We start from the raw sequence: 25448 nt of genomic DNA, 5'->3' as shown, positions 1-25448 counted from the left end.
CGTCAATCCACCCAACACGCGATACGCTATTGTACTGGATCCATGGTGGGTATCTGGAGGAATTGCTGATGTCTAATGCCCCCACTCTACAACCGCGGCAGTGTGAAGAGTGTGGTCGGCAGGAAATGCTCTGGGTGGTTTCGGCAGCAGAAACCGACCAAGAACAGAGCGAAGACAGAGATATCTCCTCACGGACACTCAACACGATATTGGGAAGGCAAACGTCTACGACAGAGGAGGCAGACACAGAGAATTCAAAAAAGTCAGAAGGAGACGCGGAACCATTCAATCTTTGTCCGGATCCAACTTGTAAGAATCATATAGTTGAAGTTGGTGATATAATATTTTGGAAGATGAAGAATATTTCTTCTAAAGAGTACTCAGAGAAGGAAATCAACGATGCTGCTGATAGAAAGAGAAGACAAGCAATCCGTGACTATCAAACAATTAGTAAAATTGTCGATGGGTTAGTTGAGTCTACCGATTATGATGCAGAAAGTGGTGAATCTATTGATAATGGACAGAGTCAGACAGAGAAGGAGACCCCGCCTCAACAGTTAGACCGATGTAAGTGCGGGGAACAGCAAAAGCCCACACAAACCTCAGTAGGAACGACCACAACAGAAGGAGAGTCGGTTAAAGACAGAAATCGATCAAAGAAGTCGTTCAAGGTAGCTGTTTCTGCGCTTCCATTCGTTAACGTTGACGTTGGTGGCGGAACGGAAGACGGTACCAAGACAACGACAAAAGAAACAGAGAGTATCAAGACGATGGATACGGCTACTTTTCCGATTTGTCCGGATCTCTCCTGTGAAGAACATCTTCAGATGCTTGGTCGGATAGAGTGTTGGAAACGAAGAAATGATTATTCACACGAATATACAAATGAAGAAATAGAAGAAGAAGTTATGGAAGCGCTGGAACAGGAAATACGTGGTGATCAGATACTCTCCGAAAACGCAGACGAGGTATTTGAGGAGTTGATCAAGGATTCTCAGGACCCATCCCAAAAGAAGGCTACAGGGACAGCAATGACCGAGGAGATGGCGGCGTTCGCCGGGGCGTTCGACACCGAGACGGACAGTCACGTCGTTCTCGCTGGGATCAAAAAGAGAAAGCTGGAGACCACAAACAGTCCATCTCCCTCAGATGGTACGATTTCAGCGCGGCTTGCCGGGCGTCACCCATCCACTGGTGAGGAGACGACGAACAGTGAGGGGGCGAGCAACGATAACGACGAGAAAAAAGGTCCGGGAGGTACATCCCTCTGAACTAATGAGCTGGAATCCACGGACCAGTGTGAGACGCAAGAAGTTCGAAACAGCGTCGTTGAGACGTCGGGAGCTATGAGCAACGCAGTGACCGACGTTCTAAACCGTCTTCCAAAAGCGATCAGCGACCGCCTTCAGCGGGGGCGCAACTGGGTGCTCTTACATCTCCGAATGCGGCTGCGGTACGTGGCCGTGGTCATCGTTGTCAGTTCGGTCTTACTCCCGTGGCTGGGATCGCAGGTCTGGATCGATCCCGTGGTCGTCGGTGGGCAACTCGCCGTTCCACTGGTTTCCCAGGAGTTTTTCAGCCTCGCGTTCGATCCGGTCATCCTCCTCGGTGGGACGGGCGCGTTGGCGGTCTACTGGCGCTTTGGTCAGACCGAATACCAGCTCCGCCACCGACTGTACGAGGACATCATGCTCGTGCCACTCGCGGACGCGGACGATCGACACGGCGATCCTCCCGGATCGAAGCGGGCCGTGCAGTTCGAAATGGACCGCTCGGTGTTGGTACTCGGGGAAACCGGCAGCGGGAAAACGGAGGCGATCAAAGTGCTGGCTCACCAACTCCAAGCCGATCCTGATGAGGCGTTCGTGATCTTCGATTACAAGCAGGACTACCAGGCGTTTTTCCCCGAGGACGACATCATTCGGCTCTCATCACGCGATTCGACGGTCACGTGGAACGTGTTCAACGAGATCGAAGAAGACGGCGACTACGATGAGATCGCTAAAGCGGTCTTTGCGGGGGCCGAAGTCGACAACGACTACTTCACGAACGCGGCTGCCCAAGTGCTAGCGGACGTGCTGCGGCTAATCCAACTCCGTGCAAAACCGGATGAGATACCGACGAACGTCGACCTCATTGGATTCGTCGATACAGTGGATGTCGATCACATGCGTGAATGGTTCGTCGCGGAGGATCTTTCATCGAAAAAACACCTCCCGGACGGCGTTGAGGCGAGCAGCAACATCGTGTCGATCCTCGAAGAGCGGGTGAAAGCGGTCTTTCGGGACGACTTTGGGGAGGCTGGGACGTTTTCGGTGCGCGAGTACATGGCCGATCCACGAGGCCGGGTTCTGTTGTTGGACTTTCCGATCCAACAGTCCGCCTCGGTCCAGCCGATTTTCAGACTGCTGATCGACTGGAGCATCCGATTCGGACTGGACGACGACCGGGGATCGTACTACATTCTGGATGAGTTCGCGGCGTTACCGGAGTTGGACATGCTCGAACGACTGATCAACGCGGGCCGGGCGTACAACTGCTATGCGATCTTAGGCGTCCAAGCGATTCCTCAGCTCCGGGACACGTACGGCAGTGACAAGGCTGACAGTCTGTTGAGCGGATTGGCTCAGGAGATTCACCTCCGAGTAGGTCAGGGATCAGTCGAGTACTGCCGCAAACGGATCGGCCGCGAACGCGTCGAACGTAACGTGGGTCCCGACGAGGATGATGAGTGGCTCGTCGAGACCGATGAGAACGATATTCGAGTGTTCGAAGATTACCCGATCGGTGAGGACACGCTCCAGAACTTCGAAGCCGGCCGCGGCGTCGTCCACACACCCGCCGGCCGACAGCACGGCCGCCTCTACCTCCTCGACGCCATCAACGGCCGCTTGCTCCCCGCTGACCGTCCCGGTCTCGCCGCCCGACTCTGGAGCCGGCTGTTCAACCGAACGCAACGCCAGCCAGCACTCGAAAAGCGTGAACCGGAAGCACCACCACAGCTCGAAGAACGACAGAAAGACTGAGACGGAACAGCGTGGCTGAATCATGTTCACTGAACCGTCACGAACAATATTTGCCACAGGTGTGAAGGAAGAAAGCGTTATCCCCCCACCGACGGAGACCGAGATATGAAGGTACTCGTCACGGATCCAATCGCGGATGCCGGATTGGATCGGCTTCGTGAAGCCGGTTTCGCTGTCGAAACGGCGTACGAGGCGGATGAAGAGGCACTACAAACCGCCGTTCGAGACGCGGTCGGACTCATCGTCCGGTCGGGGACGGATGTGACGGCGGAGTTGCTCAGTGCCGCAGAGGAACTGGTCATCGTCGGTCGGGCCGGCATCGGCGTCGACAACATCGATATCGACGCCGCGACCGAGCACGGGGTAATCGTTGCCAATGCTCCCGAGGGGAACGTCCGTGCTGCAGCGGAACACACAGTCGCGATGATGTTCGCCACGGCGCGCTCGATCCCACAGGCCCACGTCCGACTGAACACCGGCGAGTGGGCGAAAGGCGAGTTCCTCGGCACGGAACTCAACAACAAGACGTTAGGCATCGTCGGTCTCGGGCGCGTCGGGCAGGAAGTGGCACGGCGCTGTGGTTCGCTCGGAATGGAACTGGTGGCGTACGATCCGTACATCGGTGCGGAGCGGGCCAACGCCTTAGGTGCTGAACTCGCGGAACTCGACGCAGTGCTCGAACGCGCTGATATCGCAACCGTTCACACACCGCTTACCCCCGAAACAGAAGGACTGATCGGGGAGGCTGAGCTGGCGAAACTCGACGGCGGTTATCTCGTCAACTGCGCTCGTGGCGGCGTTGTCGATGAACACGCGCTCGCGACTGCAGTGGAAGACGGCGTTCTCAACGGGGCAGCGCTCGATGTGTTTGCCGACGAGCCGCTGTCGGAGGACAGTCCCTTACTCGGCGTCGATAACGTCGTTGTGACGCCACATCTTGGCGCAAGCACCGAAGCCGCACAGGAGAACGTCGCCACCAGCACCGCTGATCAGATCGTCGCTGCGGTCAACGATGAGCCGGTGATGAACGCGCTTAATGCGCCGTCGGTTGACGCCAGCGCGTTCCCGCGTGTCGAGCCGTACATCGGACTGGCCGAAACCGCCGGTCGGATCGCAATGGAACTGTTCGACGCCCACGTCGAGGAGGCGCACGTCGAGTACGCCGGCGACATCGCAACCGAAGAGATCGATATCGTCACCGCCAGCGCGCTAAAAGGGATGTTTCGCCAGCTCGAACCACAGGTTAACGCAGTCAATGCCCCCTCGCTCGCTGAACAGCGCGGGATCGACGTGGTCGAGTCCAAAGCCAAGCAGGCGGAGGATTTCCAGAGCCTCGTGACCGTGACGCTCCACAACGGTGATGGTGAGATCAGCGTCAGCGGCACGCAGTTCGCGGGAGAAAACCCGCGCATCGTTCGTATCGACGGCTACCGGGTGGACGCGATCCCACACGGACACATGCTCGTGGCCCGCAACTACGACGAACCCGGTGTTATCGGATTCATCGGCACCGTGCTTGGTGATTCAGGGATCAACATCGCCGGCATGTACAACGGCCGGGAAACGATCGGCGGGGAGGCGCTCACCGTCTACTCGCTCGATGACGAACCCGCGCCCGACCTCATCGAAACGCTCGAATCTGACGACAACATCATCCAAGCACAGTATCTTTCACTGAACGATCAGTGAGCGGTGCACCGACGATCATCCAGTGTGGGGGCGTTGTGTGACAGCAGTGTGTCTTGTATTGGGTTCGCGCTCCTCACGTTGTTCAATTGAGAGATCCGCCCACTGCACGGCTTTCGGCACGTTTTAGCCGAGTCTCTCCGTCAACTGAAACATGGCCCTCGGCGACGCGGCGATCGCAACGGTGGTACTTCTCTTAGTAACGTTGAGTTTCCCGTTGCTGGTGTACGGAGCGTGGATCGTGATCGACGCCGAGGAAGTAACGTGGGACGTGCTCACCCACCATCTCAAATACATCCTGTCGGGGCTGGCACTCACGACGATCCCAATGCTCGTGTGGATGATCCCGCGACTCACCAACCAGTTTGGTGGTTTCGCCGCGTTGCACGCTGTGCTTGGGCTCCAAGCCTACGCCATGCTCACGTTTGCGTTGACCGGCATCGTTCGGATTTTCCGCGCCAAGCGCGAACACGACTTGTACCACGACTACGACGAACAGGTGTTGCTCGATGAGATCGGTGGGGAACACATGCGCCACTGGCGGTGGCGGCTTCGGATCGGCGTGTTCGGCTACATCCTCATGTGGATCCTCGCCTACGTCGTCGGCGTCCTCCGATATCTCACGCGCTATCACGTGTAGCGGGAGACCGGTGCTGGTAGTTCCACGTCGCCACACAAAATAAGAATCCACCGAGCACCCACCACGGTCCCCACACGAACGTTTGCCAGTGGGCTGGCGTCCACGCCGTGGGATAGGCGGGACTGATGAGTCCGTTTTCTGTGAATGCTCCCTGAATCACGAAATCGAGTCCGTGGAAGACTAAGAGAGCGCTCACACCCCACGCAGCGATGAGCAACAGCCGGTGGGGGATTCGCTGATTCCACGGCCGGACGAACGCGAGCGCAAGCAGTCCACCGGTGAGCTTCAGGAAACCGGTGAGCCAGAAGACAGTAGTGAGCCACGGTGTGTGGATCAACTCCTGCAGATCAGGCGAGACGGTTCGAAGTCCAACCGTTCCACCGAGCGCCCAGTAGAAACTCATCCCGGCGAACACGAACATCCATGCACAGGCCGCATACCCTGCCCACGACGGAGTTTCAGACGTATTGGTGGTCACCGATCGTGGTGATGCAGTCATAAATCTTATTCGACACCCCAGGTGAAAGAGATACCGCCCGTCTCGCATTCTTCGTTGCCACAGTCATCGCCCTGAGAGCGACGCTCTAGAGGATCACCACTGTTCGTTACTCGCGAGATCAACGTCGTTGTCGAGCTTCGAGGACGGACAGAGGTCTTCGAGCACGCAGTCCGCACACGCTGGATTACGCGCCGTACACGTCGCCCGGCCGTGATCGATCATGAGATGGGTGAACTGCTGCCAGTGCTCTTCGGGGACGATCTCCATGAGAGCTGTTTCGATCCGTTTCGGAGACTGTTCGGTTGTGAGACCGAGCCGTCGGGTGATGCGTTGGACGTGCGTATCGACGACGATCCCCTCGACGATGTCGTGGCCGTGCTGGAGAACGACGTTCGCGGTCTTGCGACCGACGCCGGACAGTTCCGTGAGATCGCGCATCGTATCCGGGACCGATCCGTCGTACTCGGAGAGGATGGTCTGACACGTGTTCCGGATGTACTCGGCTTTATTGTTGTAGTATGTGATCGAGGAGATGTCTTCTGCGAGTTCGTCCTGATTGGCCTCGGCAAACGCTTCGGCCGACGGGTATTTCTCGAACAAGTCGGCAGTGACCGCGTTCACCCGTTCGTCGGTGCATTGGGCCGAAAGCATGACCGCGATGAGCAACTCAAGCCGGTTGGAGTAGTTGAGCGAGATCGTTGACTCCGGATACGCGTCCAGCAGTCGGTCGATGATCTGCGCCGCTCGATCGGTGTCCGATCGCTGTGTTCCCATACCGAACCACCGAACGGTTCGAACTTGTGCGTGTCGGCTCGGGAACCGCCGAGTTTCTGGCGAACCCGGCACGCCTACGTCACGAATATGGAACTGGAAACGGATTTGAGAACGCTTTTGTCGAACGTCCCCCTCAGTCACCACGAAGGATGTACACGGGGAGAGGGATGTGGACGAGAGCCGAGCAGCAGCCGATCGTTCCCTACCGGAGTGAACGATGATCCAGACGACGGTGTTTCAAGTCGACGATTATGGACCGTGGACCGTCACCCCGTCACCCCGGCCAGAGATGGATCTACAGACGCTCCAGTCCCGGCTGTACGCTGAGATCGCGGGATTCGTCGGAGACCGGGAAGGATACGCCTTTTACACAAGAGGAGACAACATCGTCGCCATCACCAACCGACTAGATCGGGACGCTCACGAACAGCTACAGGCGTCGATCGGAAACCGGTATCCGGTGACCGTCAGCGTTGGCTTCGATGTCGGTGCTACCCCGCGTGCGGCTCTCGCTAGTGCGAGTGCACAGCTCCGGGCTGCTGGTAGTGCACAGGATGACACCCGAACCGCGACCTGTCAGGGAGAGACGACCGACGCGGACGCCGGTGAGGTTACCGTGGGCCACTTCGACATCGAGAACGCGACCGATCGGCTCACGGACCGACTCGACGCGTTTGAGGTGTACACCACCGTCCAGCAGTGGTACGGGACGCTCGCACGACATCTCTATCAGGAACACGAATCGCTTGCGTTTTTCGTCGGTGGTGACAACGTGGTAGCGGTCTGCCCATCACTCGATCAGGAGGCGTACCACGACGTGATCGACTACGTTACGAGCAAAACTGACGTTCCGTTCCGCGTCGGTGTCGGCACGGGACAAACGGCTCGCCAAGCCGGAATGGCAGCTAAACACGGACTCGAACAGGGTCGTGAGACCGACCAAGCCGTGGTGATGGTTGATCAGTGCCCAGCTCCGGGCGTCTGAGAGAAACCGCTACTGGTACGGATACCGCGACTGGGCCCCACACGAACACGTAATGACCACGTGCCCGTTCTGCAATCGAACGCGTGCGTTGTCGCCCACCCGAAGGTACACATCACACCGATCACAGGTGAACCGCTTGAACGAGCGATCCAGTCCACATCGGTTTCGTTCTGCGATGCGACGCGCACGCCGGACGTACGTCCGCGCGCGGTCCTCGTGGCCCTCACGTACGGCTGTGCGTGCGAGCGCGTGTAGCCGATCGATTCGCTCTTCTGCGATGGTCATCGCCCGGTCACACCTCCTGTTCGATAGATAGCGAAAAAAGCCAGTCGTTTCAGTTACCTCACGTCTGTCGCAGGCACCTTACATGTAGCCGAGATCGCGCAGTCGGGACATCAGATCCTCCTTGTCCTGCGCGCGGCCAGCGCGTTCTGTCGTCTCTTCTAAGTTCTGTAGCCACGCGGGTTCGGTGTCGGCTTTGTCCGTGCTTACCTCGCTACCCAACGAACGGAACCCTTCGAAGTACTTCGGACTGACGGGAAGATCGGCGTGGTCCAGACCGTTCGGGAGATCGTCGTAATCCTGTGGGACATGTCCCATGGGGTACTCTTCGACAGTATCCGGAACGACGTAGTTCCAGAACGCGTCCCAGACAGCGCTCTCTTCGAACTGCAGAATGGGCTGAACCCGATCGTGCGGCGGATAAATATCGGGGTCATGGCGCGGACTGAAGAACGTCTCGTCTGCGCGTGCCTCCTGTTCGTCCCACCGAATGCCCGAGATGATGCCGTCGATCCCGTGAGATTCGAGCGCCTCGTTGAGCGCGACCGTCTTCAACAAGTGGTTCCCGACGTACGTATCGAGCAGGAACGGGAACGTGTCCTCTTCGTATTCAAGGATCTCACGAACGTGGTGTTGGTTCTGCTCGTTCAGATCCGAAACCGCGATCTCCTCGCCCGGCTCATCGGCAAGACTGCCGACATCGTCGTTGCGGGCGTAAATCACGTCGAGATCCCATTCGTCCGCCCACCGATCCACGAAACCCATCAGCTCATCGAAGTGCTGGAAGTGGTCGATGAACACGGCAGGTGGCACCTCAAGCCCGTACTTCTCCGCAACTTGGGCGACGAAGTACAGCGTGAGCGTTGAATCCTTCCCGCCTGTCCACATCACTGCGGGCGATTCGTACTCTTCGAGACCGATCCGGGTGACCTCGATGGCCTTCTCGATCTTGTCCTCAAGCGCCGGATAATCGCCGGGCTGTTCGCCTTCACCGTCGTCGTACGCGACATCGAGATACTCGGGAAACTCCACCATATCGTAATTAGATATCATTACCAGCCTAAAGTTGTTTTCGGCCGCGTTCGCAATCGTGAACTGATAGCACACGACAAACGATAAAAAAGACAAAGGAGAGCGGTGGTCCCGGCTACGCGATGGCAATCAGCCGATGAATTCGTTGTTTCGCCAATCGACGCCGTTGGACGCGGACGAATCGTGTGGATCCTCCCGTACTTCGATCGTGGCGGGCCGGTCCTCGCCATCGACGATCCGGGTCGCTTCGAGTTGTCCGTTGACGGCGGTGATCGCTGTGAGATTCCCTTTCTCAGCGTTGCGAGCCAGATCACAGAGCACTTCGAACATCGGATACTGAAGCGCCGTGTTCTGAAGCACTGTTTCCCGATCACCTTTGAAACAGGCGTATTCGACGAGTTCCGACGGCCGTTCTTCCTCTTCTTCTTGCTGGCCGAACGCCCCCCACTGTGGACCGCTTGGAGAGGGCGACGTGCCAAACGAATCTTCTTCCTCCTCTTCGTCAAGATACACCCGGTTTTCGCTGACACTCGCTTTGAGCTGTGCCGTCGGCGTGTACTTGCTAATGTTGTCTTCGGCCGCAACGGCACTCAGGATGAGTGTGTTGTTTCGCCGCGTGATCTCTACTTCGTCGATTTCGACTGGTAGATCAGCTGATTCAAAATGGGAGTGAACGTCTTCGAGTGGCAGTTCGAGTGTCGAGTGAAGCGTGTATACGTGGCTGGTCATAGCTATGACAGGTGCTCTCCGGGGCACTGGCATCCCCGCGACCGGAACTGGTCGGTGCATTCTATGGATTCGTCACTTATACTGTTTTCGAGCCACACACCGCAGAAGTCGACGCGTATATAGGTATGTCAATCGGCAGTCTATCACCACAGTGAGTGATATAGAGACCCACACGTATTGTGGTGGTGATGTATGGGGCGTTAGCTACTGTCAGTCGTTAAGGTTTGTTGGAGTTCGCCCCGTTCGTCAAGTTCTGCGAGGATGTCACTTCCACCAATGAACTCTCCCTCGACGTACGCCTGTGGAATTGTTTCCCAGTCGCTGCGCTGTTTGAGCGCGGATCGGTACGCGTCAAGCGCATCGAGTACGTTGACCGTTTCGAACTCATCGCGGTACTGGTCGATGAGTCCCAGCGCTCGCCGGGAATACCCACACTGGGGCATCAGCGGTGTGCCCTTCATGAAGAGGACGACGTCGTTGTCGTCGATAGTCGCGTCGACGCGGTCGGTGACTGCAGACTCGCTGAGGTCGGGTTCCGGATCGAACGTCATGGGGTCGTGTTTTGCTTCTCGACGGAAACGTGTTTCGCCGGAAAGAGGGTGGTTTCACACGTATCCAGTAGGTTATGACGAGGGAACACGTTTGGACAACTATGACGAGCGACGCAATGTACGACGTAGCAGTCGTCGGTGGCGGTCCTGCCGGACTGACAACCGCACTGTACACCACGCGACTCGGACACGATACGGTCCTTATCAATCGGGGCGGCGGTCGTGCCGCGATGATGCTCGACACGCACAACGTGATCGGCGTTACGGAATCGGTGTCGGGCAACGAATTCCTCCAAACGGCGATCGAGCAGATCGAAGGGTATGGGGCTGACTACCGGCGCGGGTTTGTCGAATCGATCGAGCAGACTGATGATGGGTTCCGAGTCGAGACTGGAGACGCAGAACTCAGTAGCGAGCGCGTCGTCCTCGCAACCGGGTTCTCGGACGCGCGACCCGATCCACCGTTACCCCGAACCGGTCGAGGGTTGCATTACTGCCTCCACTGCGACGCGTACATGTTCGTCGACGAGCCGGTTTATGTGATGGGTCACAACGAAAGTGCTGCCCACGTCGCGATGATCATGCTCAACTTCACCGACGACGTGGATCTCCTCACCCGAGGGAACGAGCCGACCTGGAGCGACGAGACCGACCGACAACTCCGCGCCCACCCGGTCGATATTGTCGACGCCGACGTAACCGGCACCGAGACGGGCCCGGACGGCTGGCTCGAAGCGTTCACGTTCGAGGACGACACCCGCCGAGCGTACAAAGGGGGGTTCCCGATGTACGGTTCGGAGTACAACAACGAACTGGCGGAGACGCTGGGTTGTGAACTGAACGACGACGGCACCGTCGTCATCGACGACCACGGGCGGACAAGCGTCGATGGCGTCTACGCCGTGGGCGATCTCACGCCCGGCCACAACCAGATCCCCGTGGCGATGGGCGACGGAGCCAAAGCCGGCATCGCGCTCCACTACGACCTCCGGACGTTCCCGAAATCGCTTGCGGAGATCGAAGCCGAGGGGACAGTCGACACCGAGGAGGTGCCGGCCGTCTCCGATGCACTCCGGCAGTCCGCCCGCCAGCACAACACGGCCGAGGCGGACGACTGACCGAACGAGAGTAACGTTCATCACGGATATCTGTTGTAATACACGCCAAACATTGACAAATGTAATATATTATCTGTGCATAGCAACTATATCCATCGATGTTGTCGTGTCTAAGAGATATATTTTTAACTATTGGTATTGTATGGCCACCAATATGAGTGGCGGAATGGGACTTTCAGCGAATGAAGATACAGTCGAGAGTGTGCTTTCCCGGAACTACCGGTACACCGTTCCGGATTATCAACGAAGATATGCTTGGAGGGAAGAACAATGGGGAGCTCTGTGGGACGATGTGACCGCGATCAAAAATGGAGAGACACACTTTCTAGGTTCGATCGTCGTTATCGAACGGACGGATGGACTCAACGAGCTAAACCAGTTGGAAGTGGTCGATGGACAACAGCGGTTAGCTACGATCTCTATAATACTTTCTGTTATTCGTGAACGATACGTCGGCGATGATGAGTATACAAAGCAAGCCAAAGCAGTAGAGAACGACTATCTTTGGGAATTCGACTTGGATCAAAAACGACATCAAAACCTCGAACTGAGTACGTTCGATAATAGCTCCTTTCGAGCCATTCTCGAACGGGAGTACAGCGAAATCGATAGCGAGCAGATGAAAGAGGCCCTAAAATTCTTTGGTGATAAAATAGATTCACTCACGTTAGACGAAGTGGACTCGTTGCGAAAACGTCTGCTCAGTTCCGTAACACTTGTAACGATCGAATGCAATAAAGAACAATCAGCGTTCCGTCTCTTCGAGACGCTAAACGATAGGGGGTTGGAGCTATCAGCTGTCGATCTGATGAAAAACCACCTGTTCAGTATTGCGGCTAACTCCAACGACATCGATTATGAGCGTGTGCAGTCCCGATGGCAAGACATCATCACAAATACAGTTCCGCATCTCTCGAAACCGAGTCGGTTTTTCCGGCATCATATCATGTCTGCTCCGACACCCGACTACAATGATAACGTATCAGAATATAAATTATTCGATGTTTTTAAAGAAATCGTTGATGGCGTGGTGGAGCACGACGAACGCACGCTCGAAGAGTATGTAAAAGATATGTCCAACCAGTCCTGTATTTATTACAGGATGAGTGATTGTGATATTGACTTTTTCGATTCGGCCGGAAACACGGCGATCAATTCAAAATTGAACCAGTTGAACAACATCAAATCAGTACAGGCGAGAACCCTTCTGTTGAGAGCATTCCGTGAGTTTGACAATCCGAACAAAATTATGGAAGTGCTCAATCTGGTTGAAAAGTTTCTGATTCAATGGAAGGTTGCAAACTACGCAACCGGAAGCCAGTTCGATCGAATCCATTCACACGTTTGTTCGACAGCGTTTGAACGTCCTGACCCGATCGACTCCATGCAGCAATATTTGTCCACCCAGTGCCCCAGTGATGCCGAATTCAGGGCTGGAATCGAGAATAAGCGAGTAATCCTAAACGATCGGACAAAATACATGCTCGCAAAGATAGAAAGGGAGTATTATGGTGGTGAGATAGTCGATCTATCGAAATACGACATCGAACATATCGCTCCACGCTCGTCGTTTTCTGCAAAAAAATACAGTACTTGGTCCTATTATCTCGATACGACAGAAGCGACGTTCGAACAGCACCGTGATTTGCTTGGAAATTTAACACTACTAGAGAGCGATGAAAACGTAAGGATCGGAAATAACCCATTCGAAAATAAAACCACCACCTACCGAAAATCAGACATTTCAATGACAAATAGCGTGGCAGAAACGTACGATGAATGGGGAATTGAACAAATAAATGAGCGGACATCACGATTAGCAGAGGCAGCTACCGGCATTTGGTCATTAGGGTAGCGTAACAAACATCGACTTCATATGAAGTGCTAGCGCAAACCTCTCTCAGACACCAGTACAGCGTATTATGGAGTACTGAGATCGATTTCGTATGGGTTTGCCCTCCAACGATATCAGTATAAGACAGTTATTGATAAGACTCGAATCGAAAAGCGATCACTAGTTACCACCACTGCGCACTATAACGGAGATGAATTGTCTACAATCCAACCAAAATGAAGTTCAGCAAACGTTCAAAACGGGTGCGGTCGTGGATTGAACTGACGACATGAGCTACGAGCTACCGCCGCTACCGTACGAGTACGACGCACTAGAGCCACACATTTCTGAGCAGGTGCTCACCTGGCACCACGACACCCACCATCAGGGCTACGTGAACGGCTGGAACAGCGCCGAGGAGACGCTGGCCGAAAACCGCGAAGCCGGCGAATTCGACGGTTCGGCCAGCGCGCTCCGCTCTGTTACCCACAACGGCTGTGGGCACGTGCTCCACGATCTGTTCTGGCAGAACATGTCGCCGGAAGGCGGCGCGGAGCCATCGGGAGCGCTCGCTGACCGCATCGAGGAGGATTTCGGTTCGTATGAGGCGTGGAAAGGCGAGTTCGAAGCTGCCGCTGGTGACGCGAGCGGTTGGGCGCTGTTGGTGTACGACAGCTTCTCGAATCAGCTCCGGAACGTCGTGGTCGACAAGCACGATCAGGGCGCGCTGTGGGGCTCTCACCCGATCCTCGCGCTCGACGTCTGGGAACACTCCTACTACTACGACTACGGTCCCGCCCGCGGGGACTTCGTCGACGCCTTCTTCGAGGTCGTCGACTGGGAGGAACCAGCCACGCGCTACGAGCAGGCCGTCGAACAGTTCGAGTAGAGCCGGAGCCAACGGCTGTTGATGCCGTTCTGTTTCTCGGTTTCGTTTCGGAGGGACTGTGCTTCTCTCATCGTGGAAAGACGTGACGGATGCGGTATCATTCGTATCGGGATCGTTAGTGAACCGTCGAAAACACCGCGATCACACGGCCAGTGGTGCCGATCCTGCTATGTAACGGACGAAAGCCTCATAGTTGATTGACGAACTAGTTACTGTATGGAGCAGATTCGGTGGAAACGGCCGTGGCTTGCGGCGTTGCTCGGCATTCTCGGTACCGGATTCGGACACGTATATCTCCGGCGGTGGTGGCGCGCAGTCGGATGGTTTTTCGCCTCGTTCCTCACCTCGTGGGCGTTCGTTCCCGAGGAAACGTTACAGACGGCGTCAGCCCTCGTAATGAACCCCGGATCGGCCTCGTTGTCAACGATTCCGGTGATGGATCTCCTTCCAATTTACGCCGTGCTCGCCGCCAGTGCCATCGACGCCTACGTCATTGCTCGCATGAACAACCGGCTGTTGATGGAGCAACAACAGGGAATACAGCGGTGTGATTCCTGTGGTCGCCAACTTGACCCAGACGTATCGTTCTGTCAGTGGTGTGGTACCGACCAAGACGAGACGTGATGCGACGCGATCCGTTCTCCATCGTGGATGGGTTCCAGCTCACTCCGTGAGCGCTTTTTTATCCGTTTTTCCGATGTCAGTGAGCGGAATCTTCTCGACGAATTCGACTTCTTCTGGAAGTGCTTGACGAGGAACCTTCTCCTCTAAGTGATTGCGGATCGCTTCGGCGTCAAGATCGTCACCATCCGGTTGGGGTTCGATGTAGATCTTCACGCGTTCGCTGCCGGGGCGGTCTGGGTCGGGGACGCCGACCGTCGCAGGCCGTCGAACGCCGGGGTGATCGTACAACACGTCATCGATCTCTTCTGTGTACACCTTCAGTCCCGAGACGTTGATCATGTTCTTCACGCGATCGACAACGTAAAACCGACCGCTCGAATCGATTTTCACCACGTCGCCTGTCGCCACGAATCCCTCCTCGTCGAACGCCGATTTCGACTCATCAAGATAGCCAACCATCCGTTGGGGACCATCAACGTACATCTCGCCCTCCCGTTCGTGTTCGACGGCCTCCTCGATGGAAATCTCTTCACCCGTGTCGACATCGATCAGTTTCACCGTCGTGTCTGGAACTGGCACGCCGATCGTTGGATGATCGAACGCGTCGTCGGCGCTCGACTCTCCCGTTATCATATCGAGCAGCCCGCGAGCGTTGAAATGCGTGATTGGTGACATCTCAGAGAGGCCGTAGCCCTGTGAGATCCCTTTCGATTTCTCCTCGAACTCCTGTTGTGTTTTGTTCGCCAGCGGCGCAGAGCCGGAGATGCCGATGATGTCCTGTTCGAGTTCCTCATCGACGAGTTCCATGAACTGGGTGGGAACACCGAGCATGATGAGCGCGCCGAATTCGTTGATCAGCTCGACCATCATCTCCGTGTTTCGTGCGTCGGGAACCAACAGCATGTTCAACCCGAGTTCAAGCAGCGAGTGCATCACGGAGTAGCCATAAGAGTGGTACATTGGGAGCGCCATGATGCCCGTCTCTTGGCCGCGCATGAGTTCAGCCATCTGGGACTGACTGGCGACGCCCTGGAGCGCGTTGGCGTAGATGTTCCGGTGGGAGAGTCGACAGCCCTTCGGAAGACCAGTCGTTCCGCCGGTGAACAGGAGTGTGTGAATGTCCGTCGTAGGATCGAAGTCAACAGCAGGGGGATCGGGATCGGTCGCCCCAATCACGTCACGGAACCATTCAACGCCGTCAAGGTCGTCGTGGTCGGCAGGTGGGTCGGGTGAGTAGTCATCAACAGTAGTGAGAATGACTGTCTCGATGTCGAGTTCCGATTGTAGTCGGGAAATGAGGTCTCGGTGTTTGTCTTGCCCGATGAGTACCGACGGTTGGCCCTGTTCGAGGCGGTAAACGAGATCGTCCTCGGCGTCGAGGAAATCGTTGGGGATGTGAACGCCACCGGCGCGGGAGATCGCACACGTAGCGACGATGAACTGGACTGACGTTGGAAGGATCGTGGCGACGCGGTCACCCTTTCCGATCCCCCGTTCTGCCAGCGCCGTAGCGAGCCGTTCAGTGTGATCGAGAACTGTCGGATATGTGTATTTTTCACCGAGCTGTACCAGTCCTTGGTCAGGATACTCGTTTGCGGCAGTGTACAACAGATCGTGAGCTGGTTCGTCGGGGTACGGTTCGAGCGAGCGGGGAATTCCGAACTCCTCGTATTCCTCATACCACGGGCATTGTGCCGCATCAGTTTCTGGCATCTATCGGAAGATGCTAGTCACTACGGTTAAACCTGCTCGCGTGAATGCGCGGGGATATTTGAGTCAGTACTAATCGTCAGCCGAGGCGAGATCGCCCGTTTCGACGTCGTTCTCGATGCTCGGTGGATACGCCCCGCGACGAAGCTTGAGATCCGACAGCGGCCGCGCCATACAGGTCAAGGCGTAGGATTCGGCTTCCTCCTCGGTGAGGCCTCGTTTCTCGGCAACGGTCTGTTCGACCTCCCCCTCAATGATCTCCGCCGAACAGGCCAAACACATCCCAACCCGACAGGAGTACTCCTGAGCGATCCCTTCCTCGATACACCGGCTCAGAATCGTCTGTCGGTCCGAAACCGTGATCGTCTCACCCGTTTCGATGAACTCCACCGTGTGTTCGGTCATACTGACAAGGTTCGTAAGGGACCACTAAACAGTTGTTGGAGTTGAAATCGACAACGGAACGAGTGCTGTGGTGAATGTATTTATTGTTATACCGACGTATCTACTGATATGAATGATCTCCGCAAACGAGCCAAGAACAGGCTTGATGAGATCGTATCGTTGCTCGTTCTCGGGGGTGGATTCGCCGCTATGTTCACCGGAATCGAGCAGTTCGATCTCATTTGGATTCTGGAATTCGTCGTGCTCGTTCCGCTCATCTCAATTCTCACCGACGGAAGGATACCAGCAACGCTCGACGACGACTACCGGGCACGGCCATTGACGGCGACCGAGCCGATGAAAAGACGAGACCAGTCTGCGGACGGAGATACCTCATTCTCGACACAAGACGCACTCACGACGCTTCGGGAGCGCTACGCCCGTTGGGATCTCACGGACGAGCAGTTCGATCGAAAGCTTACGCAGTTGATCGAAACCGACACGCCTGAGAACGCTGTGGAATGGCACGAACGAACCGAGCGCGAAACCGAAACTGAGCGGTGAAGAGAAGACCGAGGAATCGATAACGGTTTTCCCATCGGGGAATCTCTAAGAAGTATGACCACCTACGATGTCGTCGTCGTCGGTGCGGGTACTGCAGGGTGTTATGCTGCAGCCACAGTCGCCCGAGCTGGCTACGACGTGGCCATCCTTGAGCGCAAGACGGCGCAGGAGGCGGGCCACATCGCTTGTGGCGACGCGATCAAGGGCGCAGCGAACTTCCCCGATGCGATCCCAAAATCGCAGATCGAACCGGCGTTTTCGAATACTGATGTCGATCACGGTCGGCTTGAGCTTCCATCGGAGAACACCCAACTGGACATTCCAGTGCCCGGTGAACTGGCTGTGCTCGACCGCTGGGAATACGGTCGTCTCCTCATTGACGGCGCAGAGCAACGTGGCGTAGACTTTCACTACGAGACGGTGGTTCAGGATGTGCTCCAGAACAATGGCCGCATAACGGGCGTCACGGCAGTCAATGACGGATCTGCGACCGAGTATCGAGCTGACGTCGTTATCGACGGCGCGGGCGCGCTGTCCTTGCTCCAGGACAAGGCCGACTTCTCAAACGCGACGTTCGACACCAATGTGAACTACTCACAGTTTTGCTCGGCGTACCGTGAGATCGTGGAAGTCGACGAGCCGGTCGAGTGGGACGACGCCCTGGTGTTCAAACCGACTGAACGCGCCGCTGGCTACCTGTGGTATTTCCCGCGGTCGGCCACGGAGATCAACGTTGGGTTGGGCTTCCAGATGAGCGAACAGCCCATGAAGCTCGTTGAGGCACTCAGAGCAGATCTCGAAGAGCGAACTGAGTTCGTCAACGCACGCGTCACGGACAAACTTGGGGCCGCGCTCCCGACCCGGCGACCGTACGATTCAGCGGTTGCGCCCGGCTTTCTCGCGGTCGGTGACGCCGCCGGGCACGTCAATCCGACGACGGGCGGCGGAATCGCTGGGGCGGCCTACGCCGGCCAATACGCCGGTGAACAGGCCATCGAAACGATCGAATCCGGTGACGTTGCGGAATCGGCGCTGTGGAAGTACAACAAGCGGATAATGGAGCATTTCGGTGCTCGATACGCCGCGCTCGACGTATACAACATCTTCATCACCGCCTACGACATTGACGACCTCACTGGATTGCTCGCAGCGGTTCCCACCCAGAAGTTCTCCGAAGCCCTCTATTCGGGCAGCACAAGCATTGGACCACGGATCGCGCTCAAAACGCTGTATCGGAGCCTCGGCCACTGGGATACGCTGTTCGACCTCTACTCGACCAAACGGCTCGCGGACCGACTCCTCGATCATTATGAAAACTACCCGGATTCCATCGAGGGATTCGACGCTTGGAAGATCAGGCGGGATCGGATCATGGACGACATCTACGCGGCTTCAGGCGCTGACGCGAAATACTGAGCAAAAAAAAACACTCATTTGTCGCTTGGGCGACGAAGATGTTCAAGCGAGACGCGCGCTGGCGTTCGTTGACTCGTTCGCGGCTGCGGTTTGGTTGTTCGTTGCAGTTTGGTTGTTCGTCGCGGTTCCATTGCTCGCGTTACCCGTCGTGTTACCTGCTCCGCCCGATCGTTGTTCGTCGAGCCAGCTCTGGTATTCCGATTGGCTTTTGACTTCGATGGTGCCAGTCATCTGGGAGTGACCGACGCCACAGTACTCAGCACAGTAGAGCTGATACGTTCCGGGTTCAGTCACCTTGGTTTTCATGGTGTTGTACTGTCCGGGGAATGCGTCCTGTTTCAGGCCGAGATCGGGGGCGTGGAAGGAGTGGAGCCAGTCGTTAGAGACGAGATGGAGATACACCGGTCGATCTTCAGGGATTACGAGCGTGTTGGTGCTTGATACGTCCCCCTGCGAATCGATGTAGTTGAACGTCCATGCGTACTTGTATGCCACCGCCTCGATCTGTATGGCGTTGTCTTCGGTCGGTGCGTACGCACCACTCACGTTCTTCGATAGCCCTTCGACGTTTCCGCCCTCAGCCGACGGTGAGTCGGCAGTGGTGCCAGCAATGTAGCTGCTCGCAAGCACCTGCGTGGACGCCAGTCCGACGAACAGGAGGATGATTGCGGTTGCGACCGTCCACGTGATCTCCAGTCGCCGGTTCTCCTGTGTGGGCTTGGCTTCGCCGCTGTCTTTGAACCGATACACGGTGTAGATGAGGATCAGTTCGACGAGTACCGTGATCGGGACCGCCGCATACAATAGGCTGGTGTTGAGATCGCTGATCAGCTCGGAGTTGATTGATGGCTGGGCGGCTGCCGGAGCAACGAATAAGGTGGTCAGTGCAAGACCGACACTGATGCCCACCGCCCTCCGTATCCGCGTGGCAGTCATACCCGGCGGTTAGACAGCAGGCGGTAAATACCTGCTGAACTGCGACCAGAGCAGTACGCGTCGGGTGGGAAACGAAAAAGCGGGGGAATAAGTATGAACGCTCCCGAGTCACACGTAGTGTCCACGGAATCCCCCTCACCGCGATTTACGAAGTTGCTCGTGGCCGCGCTCGTCGGTGTGTATCTGCTCGTCGTCGTCGGGGCAACGGCTGCGCTCGCGGACGCCGTGAGAGCGTGTTCGACGTGGCCGCTGTGTTCGGGATCGATCGCTGATCCACAGATAGCGATCGCGCTCGGACACCGACTGGCCGCGGCGATCGTGGCGGGGCTGATCGTCGCCGCGACCGTCGTCGGCTGGTCTCAGGCTACCACTCGCGTCAAGCGCACGCTCGGTTTTGTGCTCGCGTTGTACCCGATTCAGATCGGCGTCGGCGCATTCGTTGCGACCACCGGCGTGCGAGGCAGACTGGCTGAACTGCATCTGCTCACGGGAGCGATGATCTTCGTGTCGCTCGCGCTCGCACTCGCGTGGCAACTCGAAGCCGAGACCGGTCAGTTCGAAGCCCGATCGACGACACCACCAGCCGACCGAGCGGCACACTCCGACAGTTCGGTGCCAGCCAGTGCCAAAGCGGTCGCTTCGGGACGGTCCGCCGAGACGGGCGTGGTGGCGACCGTTCGGGCGTATTACAGGTTGATGAAGCCCCGACTGATGTGGCTGCTCTGTCTGGTGGCGTCAGCGGGAATGGCGCTGGCCGCAGGAACGAAAACGGAGCCGCTGTCGGTCCAAACGGTACTACTGACACTGGGTGGCGGCGTGCTCTCGATCGGCGCGAGCGGGACGTTCAATCACGTGCTCGAACGCGATGTTGACCGCCGGATGGCCCGGACCGCGGACCGACCGCTTGCGACCGACACGGTTGGAGTGCCCAACGCGATCGTATTTGGCGTGGTACTCACGATCGCGTCGATCGTCCTGTTCGCACAACTGAACGCGACGGCTGCCCTGCTCGGCTTCGGGGCGATCGCGTTTTACAGCGTTGTCTATACGCTCGTGTTGAAGCCCAACACGGTCCAGAACACGGTCATTGGAGGCGTTGCTGGTGCGATTCCGGCGCTCATCGGCTGGGCCGCTGTCACTGGGAGCATCGGGTGGCCTGGATTCGTGCTGGCTGGTGTCATCTTCCTGTGGACGCCAGCCCATTTCTACAACCTCGCGCTCGCCTACCAGGAGGATTACGAGCGCGGCGGGTTCCCGATGATGCCGATCGTTCGAGGAGAAAGCACCACCAGAAAACACATCGTCTACTACCTCGTGGCGACGTTGCTCGCCGCGAACGTGTTGACTGCGCTCACTCCGCTCGGATGGCTCTACGCCAGCGCAACAGTATCCCTTGGAGCGGTGTTCCTCTGGACGGTCGTTCGTCTTCACCGTGAGCGAACCGATCAGGCGGCGTTCCGGGCGTTCCACGCCTCAAACGCCTATCTCGGGGCGATTCTCACCGCCGTCATCATCGATATGATGGTGTTGTAGTATGGATGTGAACACTGTGGCCAGCGATCGAATACCCGACATTGAAACGGTGCTGTGGTGGTCGATCGTGATCAACGTCGAGATCCTTCTCTTAGGCGGGTATCTACTGCTCGCACCGGTCACGCCGACTGATATTTTGACCTACATTTATCCGTTCGTTTGGATCAACATCGCCATCTGGGCGCTGGGACGGACTGCCGTTCCCTCTGTGAGCCGGTCCAAACGATACGGCGGGGGGCTGATCGCGCTGGGGTATCTGTTCGTGTTGGGTCTTTTCGGCGGACTGTACGGACCGGGAATGGGAGAGATGGCGACTGGACTCCGGATCGAGTTCGTGAGCCTGCCACCGGGGTGGGGTCCGGCTGTGTTGTACAGCGGGGAGCTAGTTCGGGTCGCGCTGCTTCCCTTCAAGGTGGTCGGCTATCTCACCCTCGCCTATCTCGTCTACGTGACCATTCTCGACGCTGCAGGCAACCCGACGGCGGGGATTTTCGGACTGTTCTCCTGTGTCTCCTGTGTTCTGCCGCTGATCGCAGCCACCGTCAGCGGGATCATTGGGGGTGGTGGCGCGCTGGTGGCGGTCGCGTCCCGTCAGTCGTACGCGCTCTCAACAGTCGTGTTCGTTCTCACCGTGTTGTTGCTCGTATGGCGGCCGACGGCGGGGAGCTTTTCTCAGCTGCGTACAAAGCTCAGGACATGACCACCGTTGAAATCGAATACTGCGTGCCGTGTGGCTTTCTCGACCGTGCCGAGACGGTCCAACACGCGTTGTTATCGAACTTCGGCCAGCAACTCGATCGCGTCGCGTTGGTGACTGGCGAGCACGGCGTGTTCCGGGTCAGTGTCGATGGCGATGCCGTATTTGACAAACAGGAAGACGATTACGACGTGGATGGGATCACGCGGGCAGTTCGAGAACGGCTGTAGTGCCCCCGAGAGACGAAAGCGGAGAACAGCAATGCGAGCGATCCCGACGAAGGGAGTTGACAGATAGGCGAGATGAATGCCGACGGTCTAACAGCTGTTGATCAAGAGGTCCTAAATGAACTGTATAATGAGCGCGCAACGAAAGGGGCACTTGTGGATTGGACGGGATGCTCTCGCAACAGCAGCTACAACTGTCTCGAAGTGCTCGAAGCTGCTGGGCTTGTCAAATGCGTCCACGAAGAGACGCGATTGTTCGAATTGGTAGAGGACCCGCGTGAAGACAATGACGATTGAATATCCAACCCCCAGAAGACATTCATGCTATCCACGACGTTGTCGTAGAGAGCGATGCGGATACCGATCCGGGCGTGAAATCTCCGGGCGACAATGACCTCCGACACGCGTGAAGAAAACCTGGTTGAAGCAATCAAGACTGCGGACTCGCCGGACGAGCGGCGAAAGGCGGTTCGGGAGCTGGCGAAACACAACATCGAGCGCAATCGGCCTGTCTACGACCGACTGGCACAGAAGTGAACAGGACAGTTGACGAATCAACAAGACAGAATCAGCAGGAGAGTGAGCCGCTCGGTTTTATTTTCCAGATGAGCACACATGGCTGGGACCCAGCAAGAGCGAAGCCCTCATCAGGTAGTATCAAAAAGTCGCCAGAACCATCACACCCAGACCGCAGCTCGGTTCGAATACGGTTCTAAACGCCGAAAACGCTCGGTGTGAGTGAGACGATACCGTCGCGGTACAGAGCGGTATGGTGTGGTACCGCGAGCGAAGCTCGCGGCTTTTTCTGCCCTATCTTTGTTGCGTTCGGGTGAGCGAAGCGCACCCTCACGGAAAAAAGGTGGATCAGAAGCCTTACGCCCGAACCACACCTCGATTCGAATATGGTTCTAAACGCCGAAAACGTTCGGCGTGAGTATGGCGATACCGTCGCGTTGGATGGGGTGTCACTCTCCGTCGACCGAGGGACGGTGTTCGCGCTCATCGGTCCGAACGGAGCCGGGAAAACGACGCTCATCCGCTCGCTGACCGGCACAACAGAGTATGAGGGCACAGTCGAGCTGTTGGGTGCACCACCGGAACAGACGGACACTCAGCAGATTGGGCTGCTTCCCCAGTCGTTCGCCCCGCCCGAGCGGCTCACTGCCCGGGAACTCATCGAGTACTACGGCGGCCTGTACGACGACGCCCGATCCCCAACAGCGGTGCTCGACGACGTTGGGCTGACAGACGCGGCGGACACGTGGTACGAATCGCTTTCGGGTGGCCAACAACGACGGGTCTGTGTCGGGATCGCACTCGTGAACGATCCCGAGCTGCTCGTGTTGGACGAGCCGACGACGGGGATCGATCCCGCGGGTCGACGCGACCTATGGCGGCTCCTCGAACGCCTCACCGATGACGGCACGACTGTCGTGCTCACCACCCACTATATGGAGGAAGCCGAGTATCTTGCCGACACAGTCGGGTTGCTCGCGGACGGATCACTCGTCGCTACTGGCCCCCCACAGACGCTGATCGAGGAGTACGGCGGCGCGAACCGGTTGGAAGTCGAACTAGCGAAAAGCGTCGATCCTGGTGAGGCTGAGCGTGCGACTGAACCGATCGGAACCGGCGTCGAGACGGCTGACCGCACGCTCACTATCCGCGGCGTAACACCCCGTGCGATCGGAGACGTACTCGACGCGCTCGATGACGCCGGAGTCGACTACGACGCACTGTCGTGGCAACAGCCGGATCTCGAATCAGTGTATCTCACGTTGACCGAATCATCCGGTAGCACCGACACAGCAACCAGAGCCAACCGAATGGAGGAGATCACGACACCATGACAATCACGCGCCGCATTCGCGCCGAGACAATGGCAGCGTTCCGGGCGTTCGTCCGGAGACGAACAGCCGTGTTTTTCACGTTTTTCTTTCCCGTGATCATCATTCTCATCTTCGGCGCGCTCGTGCAGACCCAACCCACCGGCGGCGGATTGTTCGCCCAACCGCCCGCGTACTACGTGCCCGGCTATCTCGCGGTCGTCGTGCTGTTTACACCGCTTTCGCGCGTCGGAAGTTCAGTCGCACGTCACCGGGAAGGCAACCGCTTCGAGAAGCTCGCAACAACGCCCCTTTCGCGTACGGAGTGGCTGCTCGCCCATACCCTCGTCAACGTCGGAATCATCGGTGTTGCGAGCCTCATCATCCTCGGTTTGGTGGTAACCATCACAGGGGCGACGATCACGTTTTCGTGGCTACTCATCCCGTTCATCGTGCTTGGAGTGGCGCTGTTCTGTGGCTTTGGAGCCTTATTGGGTGCCACCGCTGACTCCCAAGACGGCGTCATCGCCGCGAGCAACACGATCGCCCTCCCACTGTTGTTCCTCTCAGAAACGTTCATCACGCCGTCACTACTCCCAGCGTGGTTCCGACCAGCGGTCAGTCTCTCACCACTTTCGTACTTCGCGCGTGGCGTGCGAGCCGCGACGATGGGACCGGTAGCCGACGCCTACGGCAACCTCCTCGTTCTCGCCGTATTGACGCTATTGTTCGTCGCTGTCGGAGCGCACGCCCTCCCACGAACCGACTGACGCGTTATCGAGCGTCCAAACGAGGCACCGCCAGCAATAGAAGTACTGCTGTGGTCTCGCGTGGCACCCACCCGTAGACGTGGTTTAACATGAAATACGTGATAATCCCGAGTGCGAGGCTGATCGACCACGAGACGACGGCGATGCGTCCGACCCGCGCGTGAGCGGTGTCGACAAGCTCAGCTGGTGTGTGCGTGAGCCCCAAGACGACGGCGTACAACACGACGGGGACGGCCACCACTGAAAGAAGGATGTGAACCGCGAGCATGAGGAGGTACGCCGGTCTAATGACCGACGCATACGCCGCGAGGAACTGCCCGTCGCTGATCTGAATACTCTTTTCGAACCCGCCGCCGACCTTCCACAAATAAAGCACCAGAAACACACAGATGAGCGCGAACGCGAACAACATCGCAACGCGGTGTCGGGACACCTGATCAGTCCGGATGAAATACCAGCCTGTGAGCAACGACACCAGCGCGAACGAGTTCACGACTGTGATGAGATCCGAAAAGAGGAGGACGGTCTCCTCAGATAGAGATGGAAACAACGGGATGAATCCCCCGAACGCACTCAACACCAGTGCGTATCCGAACACGGAGAGCACACCCGTGACAGCCTTCGGGTGGTCCTTCACGATTCGACGACGGGTTGTGGCGGCCATGCTGAGCGTTCGACCAGCAGGGTTTTGGCCGCTTCGTTTTGCGTTCTGCGTC

The 25448-nt window shown here is 57.2% G+C and carries 28 protein-coding genes; 18 read left to right on the top strand and 10 right to left on the bottom strand.

The annotated features are described in order from the left end of the window. Nucleotides 1–68: 68 nt before the first annotated feature. From EIK79_RS05860 to EIK79_RS05845, 4 genes are all read left to right on the top strand, one after another. The gene (locus EIK79_RS05860) at nucleotides 69–1271 is read left to right on the top strand and encodes a hypothetical protein (protein ID WP_221621692.1); all 1203 of its coding nucleotides are present in this window, start codon (nucleotides 69–71) and stop codon (nucleotides 1269–1271) included. Between the two features lie 75 nt (nucleotides 1272–1346). Then, nucleotides 1347–3026 (top strand): type IV secretory system conjugative DNA transfer family protein, encoded by a 1680-nt coding sequence (locus EIK79_RS05855; protein WP_124954190.1) that lies wholly within the window; start codon nucleotides 1347–1349, stop codon nucleotides 3024–3026. A 105-nt stretch (nucleotides 3027–3131) separates the two neighbouring features. After that, nucleotides 3132–4715 carry a phosphoglycerate dehydrogenase gene (serA, locus tag EIK79_RS05850; RefSeq protein WP_124954189.1) on the top strand — a complete coding sequence of 528 codons (1584 nt, stop codon included), beginning with the start codon at nucleotides 3132–3134 and terminating at the stop codon, nucleotides 4713–4715. Between the two features lie 151 nt (nucleotides 4716–4866). Next, nucleotides 4867–5352 (top strand): DUF7321 family protein, encoded by a 486-nt coding sequence (locus EIK79_RS05845; protein WP_124954188.1) that lies wholly within the window; start codon nucleotides 4867–4869, stop codon nucleotides 5350–5352. On the opposite strand, the gene EIK79_RS05840 is transcribed toward EIK79_RS05845, so the two are convergent. Together EIK79_RS05840 and nth are read right to left on the bottom strand one after the other, a co-directional pair. Further along, a complete protein-coding gene (locus tag EIK79_RS05840; RefSeq protein WP_185715526.1) occupies nucleotides 5333–5851 on the bottom strand; it encodes a DUF3995 domain-containing protein in 519 nt (172 codons plus the stop codon). The genes EIK79_RS05845 and EIK79_RS05840 overlap by 20 nt on opposite strands. A gap of 93 nt (nucleotides 5852–5944) precedes the next feature. Beyond that, on the bottom strand, nucleotides 5945–6625 hold the full coding sequence (gene nth, locus EIK79_RS05835; RefSeq protein WP_124954186.1) for an endonuclease III: 681 nt from the start codon (nucleotides 6623–6625) through the stop codon (nucleotides 5945–5947). 217 nt (nucleotides 6626–6842) lie between these two features. Between nth and EIK79_RS05830 the strand changes: the two genes are divergently transcribed. Further along, a complete protein-coding gene (locus EIK79_RS05830; RefSeq protein ID WP_124954185.1) occupies nucleotides 6843–7610 on the top strand; it encodes a GTP cyclohydrolase IIa in 768 nt (255 codons plus the stop codon). 9 nt (nucleotides 7611–7619) lie between these two features. Here EIK79_RS05830 and EIK79_RS05825 read toward each other — a convergent pair whose 3' ends face one another. The 4 genes from EIK79_RS05825 to EIK79_RS05810 form a co-directional block, all read right to left on the bottom strand. Continuing rightward, the gene (locus tag EIK79_RS05825; RefSeq protein WP_124954184.1) at nucleotides 7620–7895 is read right to left on the bottom strand and encodes a ribonuclease P protein component 4; all 276 of its coding nucleotides are present in this window, start codon (nucleotides 7893–7895) and stop codon (nucleotides 7620–7622) included. Nucleotides 7896–7973: 78 nt separating this feature from the next. Beyond that, entirely contained in the window at nucleotides 7974–8927 is a 954-nt protein-coding gene (locus tag EIK79_RS05820; RefSeq protein ID WP_124954183.1) for a phosphoadenosine phosphosulfate reductase family protein, read from the bottom strand. A 126-nt stretch (nucleotides 8928–9053) separates the two neighbouring features. Beyond that, nucleotides 9054–9653, bottom strand: coding sequence for a DUF7110 family protein (locus EIK79_RS05815; RefSeq protein ID WP_124954182.1), 600 nt, complete (start codon nucleotides 9651–9653; stop codon nucleotides 9054–9056). A 200-nt stretch (nucleotides 9654–9853) separates the two neighbouring features. After that, nucleotides 9854–10204: a glutaredoxin family protein gene (locus tag EIK79_RS05810; protein ID WP_124954181.1), complete on the bottom strand. Its 351-nt coding sequence runs from the start codon at nucleotides 10202–10204 to the stop codon at nucleotides 9854–9856. Nucleotides 10205–10305: 101 nt separating this feature from the next. Between EIK79_RS05810 and EIK79_RS05805 the strand changes: the two genes are divergently transcribed. The 4 genes from EIK79_RS05805 (at nucleotide 10306) to EIK79_RS05790 (ending at nucleotide 14669) form a co-directional block, all read left to right on the top strand. Continuing rightward, complete coding sequence (locus EIK79_RS05805) at nucleotides 10306–11322, top strand: NAD(P)/FAD-dependent oxidoreductase (RefSeq protein WP_185715525.1); 1017 nt, start codon at nucleotides 10306–10308, stop codon at nucleotides 11320–11322. Nucleotides 11323–11464: 142 nt separating this feature from the next. Continuing rightward, on the top strand, nucleotides 11465–13177 hold the full coding sequence (locus tag EIK79_RS05800) for a DUF262 domain-containing protein (RefSeq protein WP_221621691.1): 1713 nt from the start codon (nucleotides 11465–11467) through the stop codon (nucleotides 13175–13177). Nucleotides 13178–13445: 268 nt separating this feature from the next. Continuing rightward, nucleotides 13446–14045: a superoxide dismutase gene (gene sod, locus EIK79_RS05795; RefSeq protein ID WP_124954178.1), complete on the top strand. Its 600-nt coding sequence runs from the start codon at nucleotides 13446–13448 to the stop codon at nucleotides 14043–14045. Nucleotides 14046–14261: 216 nt separating this feature from the next. Then, nucleotides 14262–14669 carry a zinc ribbon domain-containing protein gene (locus EIK79_RS05790; protein WP_124954177.1) on the top strand — a complete coding sequence of 136 codons (408 nt, stop codon included), beginning with the start codon at nucleotides 14262–14264 and terminating at the stop codon, nucleotides 14667–14669. Nucleotides 14670–14708: 39 nt separating this feature from the next. Here EIK79_RS05790 and EIK79_RS05785 read toward each other — a convergent pair whose 3' ends face one another. Beyond that, entirely contained in the window at nucleotides 14709–16382 is a 1674-nt protein-coding gene (locus tag EIK79_RS05785) for an AMP-binding protein (protein WP_124954176.1), read from the bottom strand. Nucleotides 16383–16451: 69 nt separating this feature from the next. After that, nucleotides 16452–16784 (bottom strand): 2Fe-2S iron-sulfur cluster-binding protein, encoded by a 333-nt coding sequence (locus tag EIK79_RS05780; RefSeq protein WP_124954175.1) that lies wholly within the window; start codon nucleotides 16782–16784, stop codon nucleotides 16452–16454. 108 nt (nucleotides 16785–16892) lie between these two features. Here EIK79_RS05780 and EIK79_RS05775 point away from each other — a divergent pair, with 108 nt between their 5' ends. Together EIK79_RS05775 and EIK79_RS05770 are read left to right on the top strand one after the other, a co-directional pair. Continuing rightward, nucleotides 16893–17327, top strand: a complete 435-nt coding sequence (locus EIK79_RS05775; RefSeq protein ID WP_124954174.1) for an SHOCT domain-containing protein — start codon at nucleotides 16893–16895, stop codon at nucleotides 17325–17327. Nucleotides 17328–17381: 54 nt separating this feature from the next. After that, entirely contained in the window at nucleotides 17382–18743 is a 1362-nt protein-coding gene (locus EIK79_RS05770; RefSeq protein WP_124954173.1) for a geranylgeranyl reductase family protein, read from the top strand. Between the two features lie 42 nt (nucleotides 18744–18785). Here the strand turns inward: EIK79_RS05770 and coxB are convergent, their stop codons facing one another. Beyond that, complete coding sequence (gene coxB, locus EIK79_RS05765) at nucleotides 18786–19679, bottom strand: cytochrome c oxidase subunit II (protein WP_124954172.1); 894 nt, start codon at nucleotides 19677–19679, stop codon at nucleotides 18786–18788. A gap of 93 nt (nucleotides 19680–19772) precedes the next feature. Between coxB and EIK79_RS05760 the strand changes: the two genes are divergently transcribed. The 7 genes from EIK79_RS05760 (at nucleotide 19773) to EIK79_RS05735 (ending at nucleotide 24732) form a co-directional block, all read left to right on the top strand. Then, nucleotides 19773–21212, top strand: coding sequence for a heme o synthase (locus EIK79_RS05760; RefSeq protein ID WP_124954171.1), 1440 nt, complete (start codon nucleotides 19773–19775; stop codon nucleotides 21210–21212). Nucleotide 21213: 1 nt separating this feature from the next. Beyond that, nucleotides 21214–21912, top strand: a complete 699-nt coding sequence (locus EIK79_RS05755; RefSeq protein ID WP_124954170.1) for a DUF7546 family protein — start codon at nucleotides 21214–21216, stop codon at nucleotides 21910–21912. After that, a complete protein-coding gene (locus EIK79_RS05750; protein ID WP_124954169.1) occupies nucleotides 21909–22139 on the top strand; it encodes a SelT/SelW/SelH family protein in 231 nt (76 codons plus the stop codon). The genes EIK79_RS05755 and EIK79_RS05750 overlap by 4 nt, the downstream gene beginning before the upstream one ends. 72 nt (nucleotides 22140–22211) lie before the next feature. After that, nucleotides 22212–22433 carry an ArsR family transcriptional regulator gene (locus EIK79_RS05745; RefSeq protein ID WP_124954168.1) on the top strand — a complete coding sequence of 74 codons (222 nt, stop codon included), beginning with the start codon at nucleotides 22212–22214 and terminating at the stop codon, nucleotides 22431–22433. A gap of 93 nt (nucleotides 22434–22526) precedes the next feature. Next, a complete protein-coding gene (locus EIK79_RS18000; RefSeq protein WP_185715523.1) occupies nucleotides 22527–22673 on the top strand; it encodes a hypothetical protein in 147 nt (48 codons plus the stop codon). Between the two features lie 365 nt (nucleotides 22674–23038). Further along, nucleotides 23039–23986 carry an ABC transporter ATP-binding protein gene (locus tag EIK79_RS05740; RefSeq protein WP_124954167.1) on the top strand — a complete coding sequence of 316 codons (948 nt, stop codon included), beginning with the start codon at nucleotides 23039–23041 and terminating at the stop codon, nucleotides 23984–23986. Beyond that, the gene (locus EIK79_RS05735; RefSeq protein WP_124954166.1) at nucleotides 23983–24732 is read left to right on the top strand and encodes an ABC transporter permease; all 750 of its coding nucleotides are present in this window, start codon (nucleotides 23983–23985) and stop codon (nucleotides 24730–24732) included. Before EIK79_RS05740 ends, EIK79_RS05735 begins: the two co-directional genes overlap by 4 nt. Before the next feature lie 4 nt (nucleotides 24733–24736). Here the strand turns inward: EIK79_RS05735 and EIK79_RS05730 are convergent, their stop codons facing one another. Then, entirely contained in the window at nucleotides 24737–25396 is a 660-nt protein-coding gene (locus tag EIK79_RS05730) for a DUF420 domain-containing protein (protein WP_124954165.1), read from the bottom strand. Nucleotides 25397–25448: the final 52 nt, after the last annotated feature.

Origin of the sequence: Halocatena pleomorpha (genome assembly GCF_003862495.1) — an archaeon.
Taxonomy (GTDB): Archaea; Halobacteriota; Halobacteria; order Halobacteriales; family Haloarculaceae; genus Halocatena; species Halocatena pleomorpha.
This window is presented reverse-complemented; position numbering and strand designations above follow the sequence as displayed.

Excerpts from the sequence above, each read along its gene's own strand:
- EIK79_RS05825 (WP_124954184.1), bottom strand. The coding sequence starts at position 7,895 with ATGACCATCGCAGAAGAGCGAATCGATCGGCTACACGCGCTCGCACGC.
- coxB (WP_124954172.1), bottom strand. The coding sequence starts at position 19,679 with ATGACTGCCACGCGGATACGGAGGGCGGTGGGCATCAGTGTCGGTCTT.
- serA (WP_124954189.1), top strand. The coding sequence starts at position 3,132 with ATGAAGGTACTCGTCACGGATCCAATCGCGGATGCCGGATTGGATCGG.
- EIK79_RS05805 (WP_185715525.1), top strand. The coding sequence starts at position 10,306 with ATGACGAGCGACGCAATGTACGACGTAGCAGTCGTCGGTGGCGGTCCT.
- sod (WP_124954178.1), top strand. The coding sequence starts at position 13,446 with ATGAGCTACGAGCTACCGCCGCTACCGTACGAGTACGACGCACTAGAG.
- EIK79_RS05800 (WP_221621691.1), top strand. The coding sequence starts at position 11,465 with ATGGCCACCAATATGAGTGGCGGAATGGGACTTTCAGCGAATGAAGAT.
- EIK79_RS05770 (WP_124954173.1), top strand. The coding sequence starts at position 17,382 with ATGACCACCTACGATGTCGTCGTCGTCGGTGCGGGTACTGCAGGGTGT.
- EIK79_RS05855 (WP_124954190.1), top strand. The coding sequence starts at position 1,347 with ATGAGCAACGCAGTGACCGACGTTCTAAACCGTCTTCCAAAAGCGATC.
- EIK79_RS05820 (WP_124954183.1), bottom strand. The coding sequence starts at position 8,927 with ATGGTGGAGTTTCCCGAGTATCTCGATGTCGCGTACGACGACGGTGAA.
- EIK79_RS05775 (WP_124954174.1), top strand. The coding sequence starts at position 16,893 with ATGAATGATCTCCGCAAACGAGCCAAGAACAGGCTTGATGAGATCGTA.
- EIK79_RS18000 (WP_185715523.1), top strand. The coding sequence starts at position 22,527 with ATGACCTCCGACACGCGTGAAGAAAACCTGGTTGAAGCAATCAAGACT.
- EIK79_RS05750 (WP_124954169.1), top strand. The coding sequence starts at position 21,909 with ATGACCACCGTTGAAATCGAATACTGCGTGCCGTGTGGCTTTCTCGAC.
- EIK79_RS05845 (WP_124954188.1), top strand. The coding sequence starts at position 4,867 with ATGGCCCTCGGCGACGCGGCGATCGCAACGGTGGTACTTCTCTTAGTA.
- EIK79_RS05830 (WP_124954185.1), top strand. The coding sequence starts at position 6,843 with ATGATCCAGACGACGGTGTTTCAAGTCGACGATTATGGACCGTGGACC.
- EIK79_RS05730 (WP_124954165.1), bottom strand. The coding sequence starts at position 25,396 with ATGGCCGCCACAACCCGTCGTCGAATCGTGAAGGACCACCCGAAGGCT.
- EIK79_RS05810 (WP_124954181.1), bottom strand. The coding sequence starts at position 10,204 with ATGACGTTCGATCCGGAACCCGACCTCAGCGAGTCTGCAGTCACCGAC.
- EIK79_RS05780 (WP_124954175.1), bottom strand. The coding sequence starts at position 16,784 with ATGACCGAACACACGGTGGAGTTCATCGAAACGGGTGAGACGATCACG.
- EIK79_RS05740 (WP_124954167.1), top strand. The coding sequence starts at position 23,039 with ATGGTTCTAAACGCCGAAAACGTTCGGCGTGAGTATGGCGATACCGTC.
- EIK79_RS05785 (WP_124954176.1), bottom strand. The coding sequence starts at position 16,382 with ATGCCAGAAACTGATGCGGCACAATGCCCGTGGTATGAGGAATACGAG.
- EIK79_RS05760 (WP_124954171.1), top strand. The coding sequence starts at position 19,773 with ATGAACGCTCCCGAGTCACACGTAGTGTCCACGGAATCCCCCTCACCG.
- EIK79_RS05840 (WP_185715526.1), bottom strand. The coding sequence starts at position 5,851 with ATGACTGCATCACCACGATCGGTGACCACCAATACGTCTGAAACTCCG.
- EIK79_RS05735 (WP_124954166.1), top strand. The coding sequence starts at position 23,983 with ATGACAATCACGCGCCGCATTCGCGCCGAGACAATGGCAGCGTTCCGG.
- EIK79_RS05860 (WP_221621692.1), top strand. The coding sequence starts at position 69 with ATGTCTAATGCCCCCACTCTACAACCGCGGCAGTGTGAAGAGTGTGGT.
- EIK79_RS05745 (WP_124954168.1), top strand. The coding sequence starts at position 22,212 with ATGAATGCCGACGGTCTAACAGCTGTTGATCAAGAGGTCCTAAATGAA.
- nth (WP_124954186.1), bottom strand. The coding sequence starts at position 6,625 with ATGGGAACACAGCGATCGGACACCGATCGAGCGGCGCAGATCATCGAC.
- EIK79_RS05790 (WP_124954177.1), top strand. The coding sequence starts at position 14,262 with ATGGAGCAGATTCGGTGGAAACGGCCGTGGCTTGCGGCGTTGCTCGGC.
- EIK79_RS05755 (WP_124954170.1), top strand. The coding sequence starts at position 21,214 with ATGGATGTGAACACTGTGGCCAGCGATCGAATACCCGACATTGAAACG.
- EIK79_RS05815 (WP_124954182.1), bottom strand. The coding sequence starts at position 9,653 with ATGACCAGCCACGTATACACGCTTCACTCGACACTCGAACTGCCACTC.